Raw genomic sequence first — 19,543 nt, 5'->3', positions numbered from 1 at the left:
TTCCAATTTTCAATTTTTAAAAACTATGAAAAAAAGAACATTTTTGAAGCAAATTGGCTTAGGGTCTTTGGCCTTGGCGGGTGGTTCTAGCACTGCTGTCGCAACTGGAGAACAGCAAATTTTTTCAGCAAAAGCAAAACGTAAGTTTTGGATTTGGATCAATCCAGACCACAAAGCGACAGAAGAAGCGCTGATCAAGCAGTATAAAGAGTTTCAAGAAAGTGGTATTACTGGTATTTTCTTTGAAGCCGATGACGAAAAGCATTTTACTATTGCCAAAAAACAAGGTTTGGAAACGCACCGTTGGATTTGGACAATGAACCGTGGGGAAGAAAGTCTGTTGAAATCTCATCCTGAAATGTATGCTGTGAGTCGTAAGGGCGATTCTTGTGCGACGAAACCTCCGTATGTGGATTATTATCGTTGGTTGTGTCCATCCAAACCAGAAACAAAAGCTTATCTTGAAAATGTGGTAAAAACAGAATTAAGTAAGCCCTACGTTGATGGTATTCACTTGGATTATGTACGTTATTGTGATGTGATTTTACCTGTAAATCTTTGGAAAAATTACGGCATACAGCAAAATCAGGAGCTACCTGAATATGATTTTTGCTACTGTGATACTTGTCGCTCGAAGTTCAAGGAATTAAAAGGAATTGATATTCTAAAGTCAGAAAATCCAGACCAAAATCTTTCTTGGCGTAAGTTCCGTTATGACAATATTACCCGAATCGTCAATCATTTGTCTGCAACAGCGGCCACGTTCAAAAAGCCTATTACGGCTGCGGTATTTCCAACGCCTGAGGTAGCCAAGCGCATCGTTCGTCAAGATTGGACTAACTGGAATTTGTCAGGAGTTTGTCCTATGATTTATCACAAATTTTACAAAGAAGATGTTAATTGGATTGGCGATGCTGTAGAAGAAGGAGTAAGAACTCTCCATGGAAAATTTCCTTTGTATGCGGGATTATTTTTACCAGATTTTGATAATCAAGGAGAAATTGTGAAAGGTATTCAACTAGCCCTCAAAAATGGCGCTTCAGGCGTTTCTCTTTTTGGAAATGTCGATGCCAAAGTTTTATCAGCCTTGAAAGAAGCGATTAAAACTGCGTAGTTGATTTTGATAAAATGAAATATCCTGATTATTAGAACTGTACGAAGGAATTCTAACTATTGCGGATTTGGGATTTCTGATTTCGGAAATAAAGTAAAATACTTTTGTTTTTTACAAAAAATAAAAGCTTACACCTCCGAAATCCACATCCAATATCCGAGATAGACAGTTTTATCCTTCGTTCACTCCTAATATCATGTCTTGGATGGTTCCCTAGATTTTATCAAACATGAGGCATCCCGAATTTAGCGATTGAGTGATTATGTTAAAATAATCACTCATCCACTCAATCTCAAATCACTCAATTTAGATATTAAAGCGCTACGCGAAAATGCTCAAAGGAGCGCCAATATTTATCTCGATAAATAAAGTATTCAAACTTGAAGTTTTGTTCTATTTCGGGCGTAAGTTCATACACCTTTTTGGATGGCTCTCTGAAGTTTTTGCAAGTAAAATAAAACTCACACATATTCGAACCTACCTGTCGACCTGTGTACAAGCACATGCCCGAATCCAACAAATTATCGAGTAAGGTATCCTCCAATTCATTCAGAATTTCAAAATCGCTTTCATTGGGTAGTCCATCGTTTTGTTGACCGTTATATTGTAACTCTAAACGCAAAACCCATGGAAATGAAGGTTTGGCATCCCAGTTTAGGAGCGGCATATTGATGGTCGCAATCAAGGGCATTTCGTTTTCACTAGTTGCTTGAAGTGTAGTGAGCGGAATATCATCGTCAGGGATTTCGGTAGCTTCATACTTTTCGATAAACTCTTTTTCTCTCCAATTCAGGTAGGCAGGAAGCTTGGAAATAGGAATCAAATCGGGATAGGAAGGGTCTGGTCCTTGAATTTTGATTTGGTCCAGCTGCACACCAGCGTTTAGTTCCCCTAAAAGGTTATCTAAAAACATATAAATACCAGAGACAATCGTACCATGTTCTTCGGTTGAGTAGTCCTGATACACAATCGTAATCGCAATCTCGTCAGGATATTGCGGATATTCGTCAGGGAAAAAGCTTAGGCTTGGTGAATTGATGATTAATTCTTCAATGCCAATCTGCCAATCTGCCATATCTACAGCTTGTTTGAGTGCCGTTATTTTCCAATTCGGAAATGCTGGTGCTGCTTCAATGAGTTCTTCAATAAAAACAATGTTTTTTACAATGCCGTCGGCGGTAAGGATAAGTTCGGCAACGTCTTCGTCGTACATTCCCGAAAGAAAAAAGATTCCTTTATGTAATTGTTCTAACCTAGGACTTAAAATGGCAAAAAAAGCTTCATCGATTTTTTCTCCATCTTTAACAATTTCAAAAAACTTTTTTTCATTTTCCGAAAACCAATTCCAGAACTCTTGATACGGGTTATTGGGTGCAGATTTTTTCTGAAAAAAACGTTTAATAATACTCATAAAAAATAAATATCAGATTTTAATACCGAGCAATTTTATATTAGTTTGAGATATAGCATTGCCTTGCAAGTGAATTGAGAAGTGTTCTCGAAAGTTTTGGAAACTAATAGCCTTTCAAAGAAACGCAGGTTTAATGCCGAAAATGGAAGTTAAACAAAGTAGCTATGTTAAGGGTATCAATTTTTATGAAAATTAATGGGAATATTTTGAATCACCAAGATTAGGTCTATCTACTTAGTGATATTCTGACTAAGCGGTCAAATAATACAAAAAAAGCCTTCTCAACTAGGCTGAGAAGGCTGTATCTATCGATTGTTTTTGAAAAATTTCTTATCCTATAATCTTTTTCAATGACGCTAGAATTACCACAATACCGACTAGAATCATGAGTGCTTTGGTAGGTATCTTAGTGGATAATTTAGCCGCGATTGGAGCCGCGACCATCCCTCCCAAAATCAATCCTAAAATAACCTGCCACTGTGAAAATCCAATGACGAAAATAAAGGTTAATGAGGATGAAAGAGAAATAAAGAACTCTGCTAAGTTGACCGAACCAATCGTATAACGAGGATGACGTCCTGAAGCAATGAGCGTAGAAGATACAATCGGTCCCCAGCCGCCACCGCCTACCGAGTCCATAAAACCACCAAACCATGCTAATGGTCCAATCATTTTTACATTTTTCTTAGCCTGACGTTTTACTAATGCTTTTTTGATAATTAATATACCCAAGCAGAGTGTGTAAATGGATACTGCTGGTTTTACATATCCTATATATTGCTCTAATAATGTTGAAAGCAAATAGGCACCTAGTATCGCACCTATTACACCTGGTATCAAGACTGCCTTGAATAATTTAGAGTTTACATTTCCAAATTTCAAGTGCATATAACCAGAGGCTCCACTAGTAAAGATTTCTGAGGCGTGTACACTCATACTGATTACCGCAGGCGAAACACCTACGTTAGCCAAAAACGTTGAAGCAGTAACGCCATAAGCCATACCCAATGCTCCATCAACCATTTGGGCGATGAATCCGGCCATGATGAAAAAGAGAATATCGGAGGTAACTTCGCTAAATGCGGTTGTAATATTTTGAACTGTCAGATAGGTAAATAAAAAATGACCCACCAACATAAGTGCTATAGCATTGAAGATGTGAATAACAATTTCAGCGGGGGTTCTTTCACGCTTCCATAATTTAATAATAGCTTCCTCAAATGGATTTTTAGAGGATTTTTTCGGGACAATTGTTTTTGTTTCCTGAATTTCTGCTTGTGTCGAGCCTTCTATCATTGGTCTATAAAATCAATATTTCCTACAAAGTTAATAGAGTTTTATTATTCTACAAATATGGTAGATTAAATATTTTGTTGGAGAAATTATTTTACCCCTTGGCTGAGACGCGACGTTTGCGTCATGCATTGAAGCCACTAAGTGGAATTATAGGTCAAGAACTAAGTAAATCATTCGCTTTGGCACGAGATGCATGTAAAATTCAGCACAATCCACTTTTCTCTTTGCCATGAATATTGAAGGCTCTAATGATTAGGGTAGAAATACTAAATCAAATTTTCAGGTAAAGTAGTTTAAACCGATTCTCTAGAAAATCTCCTACAGGAAATTCCGACAAAAATCTGTAATTTTGCCAAAATTTTCGAGCGCAGAATGCTTAACTACATTTTATGCTCCAATCATTCAATTTTATAGAAATGTCTGCAGAATACAACTTTAGAGAAGTAGAACAAAAATGGCGTCAGTTTTGGGATGAAAACCAAACCTACAAAACTGAAATCGACCACTCAAAACCAAAGTATTATGTGTTGGATATGTTCCCTTATCCATCAGGAGCGGGTTTGCACGTAGGTCACCCGCTTGGGTATATCGCAAGTGATATTGTGAGCCGTTATCGTCGTCTCAAAGGTTTCAACGTGTTGCACCCGATGGGTTTTGACTCTTTTGGTTTGCCTGCTGAACAATATGCTATCCAAACGGGACAGCATCCTGCCATTACAACCGAAGATAATATTGCTACATATATCCGTCAGTTGAAACAAATCGGTTTTAGCTATGACTGGTCAAGAGAAGTGCGTACTTCTGATCCTAAGTTCTACAAATGGACTCAGTGGATTTTTATGCAACTTTTCAACCATTATTACGACAAAGATGCTAATAGAGCTTTGTCTATTGATTCTTTGGTGGAACGTTTTGCAGAATCTGGAAACACTGCCGTAAAAGCGGTTTGTGATGAGGAAACTCCAGTATTTACTGCTGAGGACTGGAATAATATGTCAGGTCATCAGCAACAAGAAATGTTGTTGAAATACCGTTTGACTTTCCCTGATGAATCTGTAGTTAACTGGTGCCCAGGATTAGGAACTGTTTTGGCAAATGACGAGGTAAAAGACGGCGTTTCTGAGCGTGGTGGTTTTCCTGTTGAGCAGAAGAAAATGAAGCAATGGTCTATGCGTATTACCGCGTATGCTGACCGTTTGATAGATGGCTTGAATGAAGTAGATTGGTCAGATGCTATCAAAGAACAACAACGTAACTGGATTGGTCGCTCACAAGGAGCCTCAGTTCGCTTCAAAGTTGACCGTTCTACAGTATCAGAAGAAGCACCAGAGTTTATCGAGGTATTTACTACGCGTGTTGATACAATTTATGGAGTAAGCTTCATGGTAATTGCTCCAGAGCACGATTATGTTCCATATTTGACTACAGAGGCTCAAAAAGAAGAAGTTGAGGCTTATGTAAATTGGGCAAAATCTCGCTCAGAGTTAGATCGTATGTCGGAGGTAAAACGTGTTTCAGGTGCGTTTACAGGAAGCTACGTTATCAATCCATTTAATGACGAGAAAGTACCTATCTATTTAGCTGATTATGTGTTGGCTGGTTATGGTACAGGCGCTGTAATGGGGGTACCATCAGGTGACCAACGTGACTGGAATTTTGCTACGCATTTCAATTTGCCAATTATTCCTATTTTGGATGCGCAAAAAGAAATTGAAACGCAAGCTGACAATACCAAAGAAGGGAAATATATCAATTCGGGTATCATCAATGGTATGGAATACAAAGAGGCTACAGCTACTTTGGTTCAATCCTTAGAAGAAAGAGGTATTGGTAAAGGTAAAACACAATTCCGTTTGCGCAATGCGGTATTTAGCCGTCAGCGTTATTGGGGCGAGCCAGTACCAGTATATTTCAAAGATGGTTTGCCATATTTAATTGAAGAATCTGAATTGCCTTTAGAATTACCTTCGATCGATAAATATTTGCCAACTGAAACTGGCGAGCCACCACTTGGTCGTGCAGAAGGTTGGAAATATAAAGGCGAATACGAATACGAATTGAGTACGATGCCAGGTTGGGCAGGTTCATCTTGGTATTGGTACCGTTATATGGATGCTCAGAACGAGGAAGCAATGGCAAGTAAAGAGGCTATCGATTATTGGCAAGCAGTTGACTTGTACATTGGTGGTTCTGAACACGCTACAGGTCACTTGCTGTATAGCCGTTTCTGGAATAAATTCTTGAAAGATATTGGTTTAGTAAACGAAGAAGAATTTGCCAAAAAGTTGATTAACCAAGGTATGATTCAGGGTCGTTCTAACTTTGTGTATCGTATCAAATCTTCAAATGGCGAAGGTAAAAAGCCTGTCTTTGTTTCGGCTGGCTTGAAAGACCAATACGATGTGACTTCATTGCACGTAGATGTGAATATCGTAAACAACGAAATCTTGGATATTGAGGCTTTCAAAGCTTGGCGTTCAGATTTTGCAGAGGCTGAATTTATCTTGGAAGGAGACAAATATGTTTGTGGAGTAGAGGTTGAGAAAATGTCAAAATCGAAATACAATGTCGTAAACCCAGATGTGTTGGTAGATAGAGTAGGAGCAGATACCTTACGTTTGTATGAAATGTTCTTGGGACCATTGGAACAAGCAAAACCTTGGAATACAAATGGTATCGATGGTTCTTTCAGATTTATCAAAAAAGTATGGCGTTTGTTCTACGATGAGCAGGGCAAATGGAAAGTGAAGGACGAAAAAGCTACTAAAGAAGAGTTGAAAGTATTGCATACAGCCATCAAAAAAGTTGAAGACGATTTAGAGCGTTATTCGTTCAATACTGTTGTTTCAAGTTTGATGATTTGTGTAAATGACTTGGGTTCTTTGAAATGTTCTAAAAAGGAAATTTTGGAACAATTAGTCATCTTAATGTCTTCATATACACCACACTTGTCTGAAGAATTATGGTCGTTGTTAGGTCATGAAGCTGGAACTGTTTCAAAGGCTTCTTTCCCTAAATTTGAACCTTCATACTTGGTAGAATCAAGTTTTGAATACCCAATTTCTATCAATGGTAAAGTAAGAACAAACATTGCTTTCCCTGTAGATTTGGCAAGTTCAGAAATCGAAGCTGGCGTATTGGCAAACGAAGTAGTACAAAAATGGCTTGAAGGAAAAACACCTAAGAAAGTTATCGTTGTGCCAAAACGTATTGTTAACGTTGTGTTGTAGGAGAATTTAGAATGGTGAATTGCGAGTGTAAAAAGAAATTCACGCGTAGAGACGCAATGCTTGCGTCTAAAAATGTATCATTCTGAAATATAGTATCAAAAAAGGCGGTCGAAAAACTAATTTCGACCGCCTTTTTGTTGATGGTGTTCAAATTTTTTGTCACGGGTGAATAAATTCACCCGCTAAGTGGAATCACTTTCATTTCCGAATAGGTAAGTTTTTCTATTAAATTTTCACTACCACTGAGTTGAGATGAAATGTTATTGAAATGTAGTTTGTTACTTAGGAGAGATATTATTCATCTTTATCCAAAATCATAAATCATCCCTTTATTCGTTCTGAACAAAACAACTTTGAAAAAATGGACATTTCAGCATTACAATTCCCCATTGGAAAATGGTCGCCAAAAGGCGAGTACACACCAGAAGAGTTTCAAGAAAGACTCAATATCTTAAAGAATATTCCCGCAGAGTATCGTGCTTTAACTGAAACTTTGTCACATGAAGATTTGCAAAAACAATATCGTGAAGGAAGTTGGACTATTCAGCAATTAATCAATCATGTGGCGGATATGCACCTTTTGCATTACATCCGTTTCAAACACGCGTTGACTGAAACCGATCCCAATGGCGTTGTAGCTAAAATTGATGCTTGGGCAACAATGGAGGAGGCAAAAACAGCCCCTATTGCATTTTCTTTACAAATGATCGAAGGAACTCACGCTCGTTGGACTTACCTCATCGAACAAATGTCTGAGGAAGAATTTCAGCGAGGTTATTATCATCCGATTCGCCAAATATATATCAAGCTTATCGACGCCTTAGACATGGGTGCTTGGCATGCCAAACATCATTTGGAACATATTAAATTGGCCTTAGGGAAATAAATGATTTTATTAATTTAGTGAATTGTGATTGAGTGATTTTTTACTACATATTTCATTTGTAGAGACGCAATATTTCGCGTCTAATTTTGAGTTATTTAGCATATTGATATTACTATACTGGCTGACTCAGCTTAAGACGCAAAGCATTGCGACTCTACTGCTAGAATACAGATTTTTAAAACAATCACTAAATCACTCATTCAACATTCACTAAATCAGGAAATGTCTCATATTTTAATGCCACAGTTTGTTTGCTTTTACATAAAATCTCCAACTCAATAGAGATGCTGAAACAAATAAGCTAGAAGTGAGTCCAATCCAGATACCAATATGTTTTAAATCTAGCACAAAACCCAAGAAATAGCACATCGGCAAACCTACCACCCAATAGGCAATAAAAGTAATAATGGTAGGAACATTTACGTCCGCCATGCCTCGTAAGATACCTACACTAACTGCCTGTGTTCCATCGAATAGCTGAAATATTCCTCCCCAAATAATCAATTCGGCTGCAAGTGCTACAACTTGGTCATCTTTGACATAACTCGCCAAAAAATCATTGAATATCAAAAATATAAGACTGCAAGTGCCCATAAATAGCAAGCCCATTAATAGGGCAGAAGTCCCTGCATCGATGATCGTTTTTCTGTTTTTTTCACCCATACCCGAACCTACACGGATACCTCCCGCAGCACCAATACCTGTAGCAGCCATAAAGGTCATGGATACAAAACCAATCGCTACTTGGTGTGCAGCTTTATGTGGTAAACTTATCCAACCCATCATTACTACTGCGCCATAAAAGGCTGCAACCTCACTAAATCCCTGAAAACCACTCGGAATTCCTAGTTTCATTATTTTACCAACCAGTGTTTTGATAGAATCCAAACCTTGTGTGGAGGCTTGCAAGTACGGTTTGAATGCCTTGTCCCGAAGGGTGTAAATAATAATTGCCACTGCCATATAAATCCTAGCAGTTAAGGTAGCATAACCAGCGCCATTTAAGCCTAATGCAGGAATGATATCTTTATAACCATTGATTAAAAAATGATTTAAAACAACATTAAGCAATAAGGCACTTACGGTGATTTGCATCGCAACTTTAGTATGAGAAAGTCCATCCGTAAAACTTTTAATAGCAGAAAATACAAAAGAAGGAAAAATGGAAATGGTTATTATCCAAAGAAAGTCTAGTGTCATAGATTTGATTTCTTTCGGCTGTTTCAACAAATCAATATTCAATCCAATCAACACGATGAGCATGGCGCATATCACACTCATAATGAGTGAGACCACTACACTTGCGCGTAGGAGTTGTTTGCATTCGCCTGGGTTGTTTGACGATTGAGCTGAGGAAACAAGTGGTGCCACCACTTGTAAGCAGATATAGCCAATAATGGCAATATTAAAGAAAATACCATTGGCGTCGGCAGCAGCTGCAAGCGCAGGTACTGATCCTTGTGCCATTCGACCTACTTGTACGGTGTCTGCAAAACCCATTAACATTACCCCAACTTGAGCGGTAATAATGGGTAGTGCAAGGTTAAAAGTAGCTTTAAAATCAGATTTATAACGATTGAGAAAAGTATTCAAGAGAATGGATGGTTTTGTTGTTGATAAAATTCGGAGGGCAAAATTACAAAAAATAACCTCACACTTGGTGAGGTTATAAAGAGTTTTCTACAAATAGTCACAAAGGGTAATTATTTAAGCAAATCGTCGAGACGAAGCGTTTTTCTATTTTCATAAATCTCAACAAACTGTTTAAATTGATAATAGCCATATTTGTATGGATCCCTTGATAGCTCTTCATATTTGCTATTAAAAAACTTAATTGGGTCTTCCCCCTTTGGAATAGGATTGGCAAGCTGTTTGGTAAATTTTAAAGCATACTCATAGCATTTTTGTAATTCTTTCTCATAGCCTGCTTCTTGCCAATAAGCAATGGCAATTTGATTGGCTAAATATTCTCCCTCGTAGAAATCTAAATACTTTCGATTGGCTTTTTTTGTCAAATAGGCATCAGTTCCATGCCCTAATTCGTGGATGATATAAAAGCCATTAAAGAATAACCCAAACATTTCTTCTCCTTTACTTTTACTCTTGTTTAGTTCGGTAAAAAAGGCTTTTTGAGGCTCGATTACCTGTGACCAAATGGGTAAATTAACGGTAAACAAATCATTATCCCAGTATACCAAATAGGGACTCGTGTTTAAAATAGCCTTAGCTTTTGGTAAAATATTACCTAATTTTTGAGCAATTCTGATTTGATATTTGAGTCTAACCACGTTGGCATCTCTCACCAATAATGTAGAATCTGTGTAGCGATGAAACAACCCATTTTGAGAAAAGGTTAAGCTGGAAGTTACACAAAGGAGGAATAGCGACAGAAGTATATGTTTTTTCATAAAGTAAAGCTTTATTTAAGGTTCAATTTTAGTAAAGATAAACCTTTAGTTTATGTAATATGTATCGCAAGGTTTTAATTGAGTATCTGGTTTGTGTATGTTGGTAAGGTGCTGAAATGCAACGCTATAAAAATAAAAAACCGCAGGAAACAGAAGCTTCCTACGGCATTGTTGAAAGGGGATAGATAGTGTTAAAATTTTTGTTTGGAAATAGGGCAGTCAAATATCGACTGCCTATTTTCCTCTATCAAATTTATATAAATGGTTAATGCGACAATATAAAGTAGGGACTTCAGTGACAAATTGTGCGGCTTTGTTTAAAGTCCCCAAAGGAGTTGAACTCCATATTTGGTTGTACTCAGAGAATATCTTTTTAAGGCACTAGGGGTGAGGGTATAGGGTTTAGTTTTTTTCGAAAAAAGTTGAAAAAGTGATTAGATAGGATGTGGGAGCGTTTTTCCCTAACCCCTAACCCCTAACCCCTAACCCCTAACCCCTACCATCACTCCCTCAATATCAGCCTCGGTAATAGCAGGATTAGCTCCGCTGTGAGAAGCTACAACAGCACCAATAGCACAGGCAAAATTGAGTGCGTATTCTGAGGATTTTCCATTAAGAATATTTTTGAGAAAACCTGCTAAAAATGAATCGCCACTTCCGATGGTGTCTGCCACGACCACTTTGTATCCTGCTTGTTGATAAAAATGTTTTTTACCATCGTTTTCTAATCTTAACAGAATCGCTCCGTCGCCACCTTTGGTCACTATTAAAGTTTTAAGGTCGAATTTCTGGCTAATTTCACGCAACTGCTTTTCCTCATCTCCTGCTATGTCGTACCATTTTGCTACAATTTTGAGTTCGTCCTCATTTAATTTTACAATATCAGCATATTGTAAAAACTCTTCAATCAAACTTTGTGAGTAATGTGGAGGACGAAGATTAATATCGAATACCTTCAAAACATGAGTTTCTTGTGGCAAATTTTTCAAAATACTCAAAAGCGTTTGATACGAGGTATCATCACGACTTGCCAAAGTGCCAAATACCAAAGCAGAAGCCTGATTTACCAATTGCTGAACGGTGTCATTGGTCTCAATAAAATCCCATGCCACAGGGTGAACAATGGTATAAGTTGCCTCATTTTTTTCAGATAATTGCACTTTTACCCAGCCTGTATTGAGCGTTTCATCTTCTTGAATCCACTCAGTAGTACAATTTTTACTTTCCAGAAAAGCTTTAATTTCTGCTCCTAACTCATCCTTTCCTACTCGACTAATCATTTTGGCAGGAATACCTAAGTTTTGCAAATGCGTCGCCACATTCATTGGTGCACCTCCAGGCAATTTGCCACTGGGAAGCATATCCCACAAAACTTCACCAAAACAGCAGATATATTGTTGCATTTTTCTGAAAAATTAAATCGTTATTTGTTTGTTTGCCAAAATTCAGTGAAACTTATAAAACTTGATTGAACTCCAATCGTTCACCGTCTGGTCCTTTGATATTGAAGTATTTACAACCATTTTTCCAGAAAGGAAGAAAAACAGGCGCTTCTTCAAAAATTTCATATCCTCCAGCTTTTAAGGTTTCAAAAGTCTGGTCTATATTTTCCACATCAAAAGCAATATGGTCAACATGTCCATCTTTTCTGTTAGCAATTTCGGGTAAAACTACCTCAGGAAATTGATAAATTTCGATGATAATTTCACCACTTTTCATCATGGCAACTTTCCCTTTTCCCTCAGGGTGCTCAAAGGTAGAACCCATGACGTTTTCAAAACCTAAACTTTGATAAAACGCCTCTGATTTTTCGAGATCAGTGACAGGAATACCTATATGTTGTATTTTTTTTAAGACTAATGACATAGTGAAAATGCTGTTTTTGATTAATGAATCAATCTTTTTTGCAAATCTTCGAGCGAAACACCTTTGGTTTCTGGCATCATTTTCCAGACATAAATCAATTGGAAAACCATCATGACACTGAAAAAGGCGAAGATGGGACCACCACCTAGATGGTCAGCAAAGTATGGGAAGAAATTGGCAATCAACGCCGCAAATACCCAGTGAGTTAATGAGCCGAAAGCCATACCCGAAGCGCGAACTGAGTTAGGGAAAATTTCAGAAATAAATACCCAAATCACAGAACCTTGTCCGATTGCGTGTGCACCAATGAAGGCGAATACATAGTACGGAACGTAGGCGTAAGATTCATTATAGAAAGCCATGGCAATCAATGCCAATGAGATAATATAGCCAATCGAACCAATATACATCAATACTCGTCGACCGTAGCGGTCAATCAAATACCAACCAATAATCGTAAAAATTAAGTTGAAAACACCAATTCCCGAGGTTGAAAGTAATGCCCCTTCTTTACCCAAACCTGTCATTTCGAAAATACGAGGTGCATAATAAATCACCGCGTTGATACCCGAAGCCTGATTGAAGAAAGAGAATAAAAAGGCCAATAGGAGCGGGAAGAAGTATTTTTTCGAGAAAAGTTTATCTGTGCTACTTGATGCTTCTTGTTTAGCTGACACCATAATTTCATTGACAGCACCCGTGACGTTTTCTTCCGTAATTGCCAATACTTCCCTTGCTTTGGCTTCGTCACCTTTGTAAAGCAATAACCATCTTGGTGTTTCAGGAGTAAATAGCATCAAAACTGAGAATAGTAATGAAGGAAAAGCCACAACACCTAACATCCAACGCCACGAATCTGCACCGCCTTGAAGTAGATAGTTAGACACATAAGCGATCAGAATACCAAAAACAATGTTTGCTTGGAATGAAATCACCATACGACCACGGTATTTTGGCGGAGCAATTTCGGAAATATACACAGGCGCAACCACCGATGATGCCCCGATGCTCAAACCCCCAATAAATCGGAAAACCATAAACATATTTACACCAGAAGCAATTGCAGCCCCAACCGATGATAGGAAAAATAGGATACCAATCCACAAAAGTGTGTTTTTGCGTCCATACTTATCGGCAGGAATACCACCAAACGCAGCGCCAATTACCGTACCATATAAAGCAATAGCAACTGCCAAACCATGCGTCCAGCTATCGAGATTCCATAATTTTTGAATTTCGAGTTCAGCACCCGAAATTACAGCAGTGTCAAGACCAAATAGGAAGCCCCCCAAACCCACCGTAATTGCCCAAAGTATCAGTTTATTGTTCATCGATTATTTTTTTAGAGATTGAAGTATCCTTAATAGTAAAATATTTATCGGAATCATTATTAAACCCTAACTGCTTTTCTGCCCAAAGTTCAATGCCAATTTCTGATAGCTATTTTGGTATTTATCAAAGAATGAATGCAAAAATATAAAGGTAGTGGTGTAATTAATTATTTGTTTTATTCTATTTTTAGTAAGAATGTTTTGAATATATTGTACTATTTTTGTAACAAATCGGAACAATTTGGAACAGTCTGAAAAAGATGAACATAGAGAAAAACGTTTGCGAAAAATTATATGCAGAAGTAAAAACTAAACTTCAACAAGAGCTTACCAAGAGAGGTAAAACGTTTCGAGGGTCTGAAACACATATTTGGAAAATGACCGAACCGAAACTTGAGAAAACCTATTTTCAATTAGTTCTGGAAGAAAATACTGGATTGAGTTTTTCGGCAACCTTTAATAATATGTACCTCTGGCGAAAAATGAATGAGGTGCAAACCAAAAAAGTAGTCAATTTTCAAGAAGACTATTTGGTCATGTTTGTAAAATTTCTTGGATATGAAGCCCCACAAGCTTATCTCGACCAGTTTTCGATGAATCTTTTAGACTTTTTTGGCATCAAAAAAGAAAGTAAAATTTGGATGATTCAGGCGATTTTTGATGCCAAAGACCGACAAAATCCAAGTGGGTTATTTGAAGGGAAATCTCCGAGAAGCGATGAACAAACAGTAGATTCGAGAGATACCGAATGTTTGCTTGAAATCATAGACCTTTTTCACGAAAGTAATTACATTTTACCCAAAAGGCATTATGACCAAGACTTGGTAAAATTAGAGCACGGACAATATTTTTTGAAAGAATCAGACGCTCCTTGGGACAAAGTGGACTGTGTTTTTGCGATAGGTTTTTATTCTAATTATTTTGTCAAATGGGCTTTACAGCAAGAATTGGGCGCTTATATTGAGTTCGATGAATATAAAACACGATTCAGAGTAAGGTATTATAATCAGATTTTGGAACAAATACTTTGGAGCGATTATTATGAAAGTAATACCGAGTTTGATGTAGGTTTTTTGGCGAAAGTCCCAATGCAACTACCCAATAATCGGATTATTACGGCCTATTTTATTTCAGGTATCGAAAACAAATCTACTCGCTCCATGACCAGCTATCTTTGTCAATATTGGAAAGCCATCGCCGACAAATACGACGTAGAACAAAACCTATCAATAGACAATTCACCTTTTGTGATGGTATTCAAAGTTAATAAATCTAATTTAAGAGAGCTGTATTGTCAGCAAGTGGTACTTATCCAATAAAAAGGATATTCACTGAGCAAAAAACTGAGACTTACTTGTATGTAAGAAATCGTCAGTTTATGTATTGCACTATAGATAATTGTAAAATGTTTCAATTATTTCGTTGGCACTTCTAAACTTTAGTCTTCAGGATTTATCCTGTAGACTAGTTTGGATAATGTCATTTTAAGATTGATTCCCATCTTCTATTTACTCCCCTAAATTTACTTACTATTAGGTATAGGAATATACTCCATAAAAATTGAATTTTGAATAATTCAACTAAAATATTCTTGCTACTGATTATTTTTTGCGACTTTAATCACTTTAACATTTTATTAACAGATTTATTTGTAATAAATCTGTGCATCAGATGGTTATCTTATCAAAGGTCTAATTGATAGTTTCTTGTTTGGTGCTTTGTAAAGAACTTTTAAGCCACACATTCATCATGCCATCAATCAAAATATTAATTGCTGACGATCATCCATTAGTAGCCGAAAGTCTAGGAATGCTCCTCGATTTACAAGAGGATCTAGAGGTAATTGGAACAGTAAATAATGGTTGGCAGGCTCTTAACTTTGTCGAAAGTGCACAGCCAGACATCATTATCGCCGATTTACAAATGCCCTTACTAAATGGGATTAGCATGACGATGCGTTTACGGGAAAAATATCCTAAGGTGAAGGTAATTCTGTTAACTATGAGCGAAGAAGCATCAGATATTAGAGAAGGACTTCAGGCTGGAATACATGCGTATATTATGAAAAGTGCAGAAAGACCTGAACTCCTCAAAGCCATATATGCGGTATCAAATGGACAAAAGTATTTTAGTGAAAAAATTGAAAAAAAACTGGCAGAAATACCAAATCCCGAAAATCCAAGTGGACATTTTACATTGAGCGATGAAGTGCCTCTAACCCCACGAGAATTAGAAATTGTGAGGCTGGTTTTACAAAACAAATCAAGTGTAGAGATAAGTGAAACGCTTTTTGTTGCCCTTAACACGGTACATACTCACCGCAGAAATCTCATGAAAAAAATAGGAGTCAATACAAGTATTGGCTTAATGCAATGGGCTATCAAACATGGTCTTGTCGAACCTTAAAATAATAATCTAAACTATCACTTTTTAACCTACCTTCAATATGACGACTTCATTAAGAGTTCTTTTAAGCCCTTCAAATTCTTATGCTGAGAAATTTTTAATTTTAAAGCAAGAGCCAAATACTCGTTACAGAACTTTAGTACATGTATTTGATGAAAAACTTACTAATGTTAATAAAATCGATGATGCTTTTGACAAGTATGTATCGCTGCACATACAAAATGATGAATTATTGAAAATGCAAGCGACAGGGCGTGAAATTCAATTTGTACGTGAGGGAGGTAAACTTCAGAGTCTGAAAGAATATAACCTTGAAGTTGATGGAGACCCATTTATCTATATTATTTGTTTTGAAAATAATGAAATGGTAGATTATAAAAGATATTCATTGCTATCCATATTTTCAAATGGGGAATTGAAATTAGAGAATATTGACTTTAAAAATCAGTTCAAAGTATATAATGCAACAGTATCTTTACCTCCTCATAATGGTGATGTAACTATTGATTTACCTTAAGCTCTATGAAACAAAGTGTTCTTCAAACTGAGTATCGCACTTTAGAGTTTTTGTTATGGTGCATTTCGAATCAGATAAATGATGATAAAGGCTTATTTTATTCCATATTGATCGAAATGTATCATAACAATGATATGAAATGTTATACCATCGCAACAGAATCCCTAAGAAACTATTTAAGAATTCTAACGGGTAATGGTGAAAGTTTTTTATTGAAGCAGCCCAAAAAACTTGAGAATAATTCGACGCTAGTTAATGAAGAAAAGATTTATACAGTTTTTGAAAGCATCGAAGAAATCAAATGCTTTTTGCCTCATAAGGTAAGGTTCTTTAGTGAATTTAATGTACTTGTAACGAAGCATTTTCCAGTTGAAAATTTATATCAAGCATTTAGTAGAAAGGAAAAGCCTAATGCTACTATTAATTATCGTGAAACGATAGCATTTTCTATTGGAGAAACTTTAAGCTTAATTCATACTAATTTACGCTCAAGTGTTAGTAATCATACATTTGATACTAGATTTCCCAATAATACTCCGTACGTAACTATTTCAAAACTTATAAGTGATGAGCATTTTTTTGATTCGATTACTAATAAAGCACTCTTAGATTATTCATTAGTAGAGTTCTCAAATTTTAATAATCCGACACTTAAAAATTTGATTATCGAATTCTCTAAGTTATGGAATAACAATGATTTCATACATTTTGATTTAGCCACTCGAAATATGATTTATTGGGAAGATAAAGTCATATTTCTTGATTGGGAAATGTGCGGTTGGGGAGATAAGATTTGGGATGTAGTTTGCTGTTTAAATTCAATACTTGATACTATTTATATAGACTCATCTTTGATTGTACAAGTTAGTGTTAATACTTCATCTCCTAAATTTACACAGGCCAAAAATATGATTAACCAGTTTTTGATAGGATATTTTGGGGAGGAAGAGTTGGCAATACACCTTGCGAAAATTGAAGTATATTGGATGATTTATTACTTAAAGGTAATAGTTCAATCTGACAATAATTTTAGTAAAGTATCTCAAACATTAAACTTTTTTCTTCCAAAAAATGAGTCAATTCGCTGAAGATCTTCGCCTTTTATTGGCAAATATTACATTTGATAAAAAACAGTCAAGGTGGGTGAATGCAAAACTGCCAAACGTATCTCGACTGGAAGATATGCTTTATCATAACTATCACGTTTATCCTAAATATAAAAATAGTTGGCTGAAAAATGAAGATATAGAGTCTTTTGCCATAGAAAGTCAAATCAATACCGAAAGTAAATTTTGGTTTATTAAAGAAGAAACAAATGAAAAAGACGGCCAACTTGTTGAAAAGAATAGTCATGAATTTATAATAAAAGATGGCAAGTATATTCGTGGAGGTAAATTAAACATAGATGGCGAATTCAAAGAGTATGTGTACTTGAGTACACCTAAAAAATATTTTTCTGAAACTTCAAAAAATAGTGAAAAATTGACAGTAGCTATTGCTGGCGACAATTATATCTACATGGTCGGAAAGCCTACACTAAGGATATACTTCCATCTAAAGTGTTTTACTCGTGGAATAAGAGAATGGGTGAAGTTTATCTCAGAAAAATTAGATAGTAAGGGGATTCCATTCACAATGAAGTACTTACTAAATCAAAAGGATTACATTTATAGTGATTCTGCTGTTCTTTACATTTCACAAAGTAATTACCCATTAGTTCTACCATTTTTACATGAAGTAGCTGTTATATTTGGTAACACGGAAGCTAACCTTTTAAGAAGCAGTACTCCTCTGTTTACAAAGAAATTATTTCGTGGAATTGCTATCGCAGAAGACCCCATTTCCAATATTGACCAAAGCAAAGAAGATACAAGTTTTGGAAGAGAATGTTGCAAACGTATTGTAAAGATGCTAGAACAAGAATCTGTCAAATCTCTACTGGAAATAAATAGCTATAATATTGAGAGTGTAATTATTAAAATTGAAAGAATGGTTCAAAATGAATCCTTGTTTAACGTAGAAGAACCATTTAGAAATCCAAATACATCTTTTGATTATGAGCTTCCAACATTTAATGAAGGTAGAGAGCAAACAACTTATCTTCCATGGTGGGGGGATTCAGGGAAATTACTATTTCTAAAATTAGCTCAAAAATATGCAGATGAACTTTGTGAAAAAGCAATCTGGGTTTCATCAAACAATTGTACTTGGATTACTTACATCGAGGAACCAGTCAAGGACGAAAAAGAGTACAATAGAACTTGTCACAAGCTAGTCGGGAAAAAAGAATTAGGCTTGATTAAATATTTTCTAGAGAAGTTTTCTCAATTCGTAAAAGATAATGATTATTATAAACGAGTGTATTCTTCGATAAACTACAATACAGAAATTGATGGCGATATTTTTTCAAATGAAGATTTTGATAGGCTAATGGATCATTTAGTACTTGATGAAATAAGGAAGTCCTATTTCAAAGATTATATTAATACGTTAGTTTCAAAGTTTGAAATCTCATTAGAAGATGCTATTAAAATAATAGAAAATGCAATCATAAAGCTAAATAATGATACTGAGCTCAATGTACTAATAAAGGACATTTCTCTCCTTCCATCTTTGAGCCAGAATAATGCTCCTATTCAACTTGCCATCGAGATTCTTCATGAAATTAAAAGAAGTATGCCACTTAAAATGCCAAAAGATGAGTTACTGAATCAGGTAGTTATTGATGGTAATATTACTAACCTAAGAAACATTTCAGAGAGAGATGCATTAAAGCTTGCAGATATAATTATGAAACGATACGAAAGTATAGATTTACCTTTAAGAAATACCTTTAATAATTATAATTTTTGTCCAGGTATTGAAGGTAAAGCTGGGATTGGATTGTTTTTTTTAATTCTTTTTGTGCCTTCGGTTACTCCTAATGTAAGATTTTTACCAGAAACAGCTTAATTACCATTGTAAGCTTCCCCAAAAATAGTACGGATTAAAAGTTTAAAAAGTGTGATATTTTTTAACTTTAGGTAAGTATTATGAAAAGCAGCAAATTTAGTCCAACCGAAATTGCTAAGATTCTTA

Annotated in this window: 15 protein-coding genes; 8 read left to right on the top strand and 7 right to left on the bottom strand. The window is 36.1% G+C overall.

The annotated features are described in order from the left end of the window. The first annotated feature begins 25 nt into the window (after positions 1-25). Complete coding sequence (locus QM481_RS06245; protein ID WP_283381108.1) at positions 26-1,114, top strand: family 10 glycosylhydrolase; 1,089 nt, start codon at positions 26-28, stop codon at positions 1,112-1,114. 313 nt (positions 1,115-1,427) lie between these two features. On the opposite strand, the gene QM481_RS06240 is transcribed toward QM481_RS06245, so the two are convergent. Both QM481_RS06240 and QM481_RS06235 read right to left on the bottom strand, forming a co-directional pair. Then, positions 1,428-2,525, bottom strand: coding sequence for a DUF695 domain-containing protein (locus QM481_RS06240; protein ID WP_283381107.1), 1,098 nt, complete (start codon positions 2,523-2,525; stop codon positions 1,428-1,430). A gap of 330 nt (positions 2,526-2,855) precedes the next feature. Continuing rightward, positions 2,856-3,821 carry a sulfite exporter TauE/SafE family protein gene (locus QM481_RS06235; protein WP_166551453.1) on the bottom strand — a complete coding sequence of 322 codons (966 nt, stop codon included), beginning with the start codon at positions 3,819-3,821 and terminating at the stop codon, positions 2,856-2,858. A 416-nt stretch (positions 3,822-4,237) separates the two neighbouring features. Between QM481_RS06235 and leuS the strand changes: the two genes are divergently transcribed. Both leuS and QM481_RS06225 read left to right on the top strand, forming a co-directional pair. After that, the gene (gene leuS, locus QM481_RS06230) at positions 4,238-7,051 is read left to right on the top strand and encodes a leucine--tRNA ligase (RefSeq protein WP_283326586.1); all 2,814 of its coding nucleotides are present in this window, start codon (positions 4,238-4,240) and stop codon (positions 7,049-7,051) included. A 361-nt stretch (positions 7,052-7,412) separates the two neighbouring features. Further along, complete coding sequence (locus QM481_RS06225; RefSeq protein WP_166551451.1) at positions 7,413-7,937, top strand: YfiT family bacillithiol transferase; 525 nt, start codon at positions 7,413-7,415, stop codon at positions 7,935-7,937. Positions 7,938-8,171: 234 nt separating this feature from the next. Here the strand turns inward: QM481_RS06225 and QM481_RS06220 are convergent, their stop codons facing one another. From QM481_RS06220 to QM481_RS06200, 5 genes are all read right to left on the bottom strand, one after another. After that, the gene (locus QM481_RS06220) at positions 8,172-9,530 is read right to left on the bottom strand and encodes an MATE family efflux transporter (protein WP_283381106.1); all 1,359 of its coding nucleotides are present in this window, start codon (positions 9,528-9,530) and stop codon (positions 8,172-8,174) included. A gap of 110 nt (positions 9,531-9,640) precedes the next feature. After that, positions 9,641-10,345: a hypothetical protein gene (locus QM481_RS06215; protein WP_283381105.1), complete on the bottom strand. Its 705-nt coding sequence runs from the start codon at positions 10,343-10,345 to the stop codon at positions 9,641-9,643. A 482-nt stretch (positions 10,346-10,827) separates the two neighbouring features. Beyond that, on the bottom strand, positions 10,828-11,748 hold the full coding sequence (locus QM481_RS06210; protein WP_283381104.1) for a carbohydrate kinase family protein: 921 nt from the start codon (positions 11,746-11,748) through the stop codon (positions 10,828-10,830). Positions 11,749-11,800: 52 nt separating this feature from the next. Then, positions 11,801-12,211, bottom strand: coding sequence for a VOC family protein (locus tag QM481_RS06205; protein ID WP_283381103.1), 411 nt, complete (start codon positions 12,209-12,211; stop codon positions 11,801-11,803). A gap of 20 nt (positions 12,212-12,231) precedes the next feature. Further along, entirely contained in the window at positions 12,232-13,542 is a 1,311-nt protein-coding gene (locus tag QM481_RS06200) for a sugar porter family MFS transporter (protein WP_283381102.1), read from the bottom strand. Positions 13,543-13,802: 260 nt separating this feature from the next. Between QM481_RS06200 and QM481_RS06195 the strand changes: the two genes are divergently transcribed. The 5 genes from QM481_RS06195 (at position 13,803) to QM481_RS06175 (ending at position 19,417) form a co-directional block, all read left to right on the top strand. After that, positions 13,803-14,861: a hypothetical protein gene (locus QM481_RS06195; protein WP_283381101.1), complete on the top strand. Its 1,059-nt coding sequence runs from the start codon at positions 13,803-13,805 to the stop codon at positions 14,859-14,861. 430 nt (positions 14,862-15,291) lie between these two features. After that, the gene (locus tag QM481_RS06190; protein ID WP_283381100.1) at positions 15,292-15,948 is read left to right on the top strand and encodes a response regulator transcription factor; all 657 of its coding nucleotides are present in this window, start codon (positions 15,292-15,294) and stop codon (positions 15,946-15,948) included. A gap of 40 nt (positions 15,949-15,988) precedes the next feature. Continuing rightward, positions 15,989-16,465, top strand: a complete 477-nt coding sequence (locus QM481_RS06185; protein WP_283381099.1) for a hypothetical protein — start codon at positions 15,989-15,991, stop codon at positions 16,463-16,465. A gap of 5 nt (positions 16,466-16,470) precedes the next feature. After that, a complete protein-coding gene (locus QM481_RS06180; protein WP_283381098.1) occupies positions 16,471-17,553 on the top strand; it encodes a phosphotransferase in 1,083 nt (360 codons plus the stop codon). Next, positions 17,537-19,417 (top strand): T3SS effector HopA1 family protein, encoded by a 1,881-nt coding sequence (locus QM481_RS06175; RefSeq protein WP_283381097.1) that lies wholly within the window; start codon positions 17,537-17,539, stop codon positions 19,415-19,417. The genes QM481_RS06180 and QM481_RS06175 overlap by 17 nt, the downstream gene beginning before the upstream one ends. Positions 19,418-19,543 lie beyond the last annotated feature (126 nt).

Source organism: Flectobacillus rivi (assembly GCF_030056655.1).
GTDB classification, from domain to species: Bacteria; Bacteroidota; Bacteroidia; order Cytophagales; family Spirosomataceae; genus Flectobacillus; species Flectobacillus rivi.
This window is presented reverse-complemented; position numbering and strand designations above follow the sequence as displayed.

Excerpts from the sequence above, each read along its gene's own strand:
- QM481_RS06190 (WP_283381100.1), top strand. The coding sequence starts at position 15,292 with ATGCCATCAATCAAAATATTAATTGCTGACGATCATCCATTAGTAGCC.
- QM481_RS06225 (WP_166551451.1), top strand. The coding sequence starts at position 7,413 with ATGGACATTTCAGCATTACAATTCCCCATTGGAAAATGGTCGCCAAAA.
- QM481_RS06205 (WP_283381103.1), bottom strand. The coding sequence starts at position 12,211 with ATGTCATTAGTCTTAAAAAAAATACAACATATAGGTATTCCTGTCACT.
- QM481_RS06240 (WP_283381107.1), bottom strand. The coding sequence starts at position 2,525 with ATGAGTATTATTAAACGTTTTTTTCAGAAAAAATCTGCACCCAATAAC.
- QM481_RS06245 (WP_283381108.1), top strand. The coding sequence starts at position 26 with ATGAAAAAAAGAACATTTTTGAAGCAAATTGGCTTAGGGTCTTTGGCC.
- QM481_RS06210 (WP_283381104.1), bottom strand. The coding sequence starts at position 11,748 with ATGCAACAATATATCTGCTGTTTTGGTGAAGTTTTGTGGGATATGCTT.
- QM481_RS06175 (WP_283381097.1), top strand. The coding sequence starts at position 17,537 with ATGAGTCAATTCGCTGAAGATCTTCGCCTTTTATTGGCAAATATTACA.
- QM481_RS06235 (WP_166551453.1), bottom strand. The coding sequence starts at position 3,821 with ATGATAGAAGGCTCGACACAAGCAGAAATTCAGGAAACAAAAACAATT.
- QM481_RS06195 (WP_283381101.1), top strand. The coding sequence starts at position 13,803 with ATGAACATAGAGAAAAACGTTTGCGAAAAATTATATGCAGAAGTAAAA.
- QM481_RS06215 (WP_283381105.1), bottom strand. The coding sequence starts at position 10,345 with ATGAAAAAACATATACTTCTGTCGCTATTCCTCCTTTGTGTAACTTCC.
- QM481_RS06180 (WP_283381098.1), top strand. The coding sequence starts at position 16,471 with ATGAAACAAAGTGTTCTTCAAACTGAGTATCGCACTTTAGAGTTTTTG.
- QM481_RS06200 (WP_283381102.1), bottom strand. The coding sequence starts at position 13,542 with ATGAACAATAAACTGATACTTTGGGCAATTACGGTGGGTTTGGGGGGC.
- QM481_RS06185 (WP_283381099.1), top strand. The coding sequence starts at position 15,989 with ATGACGACTTCATTAAGAGTTCTTTTAAGCCCTTCAAATTCTTATGCT.
- leuS (WP_283326586.1), top strand. The coding sequence starts at position 4,238 with ATGTCTGCAGAATACAACTTTAGAGAAGTAGAACAAAAATGGCGTCAG.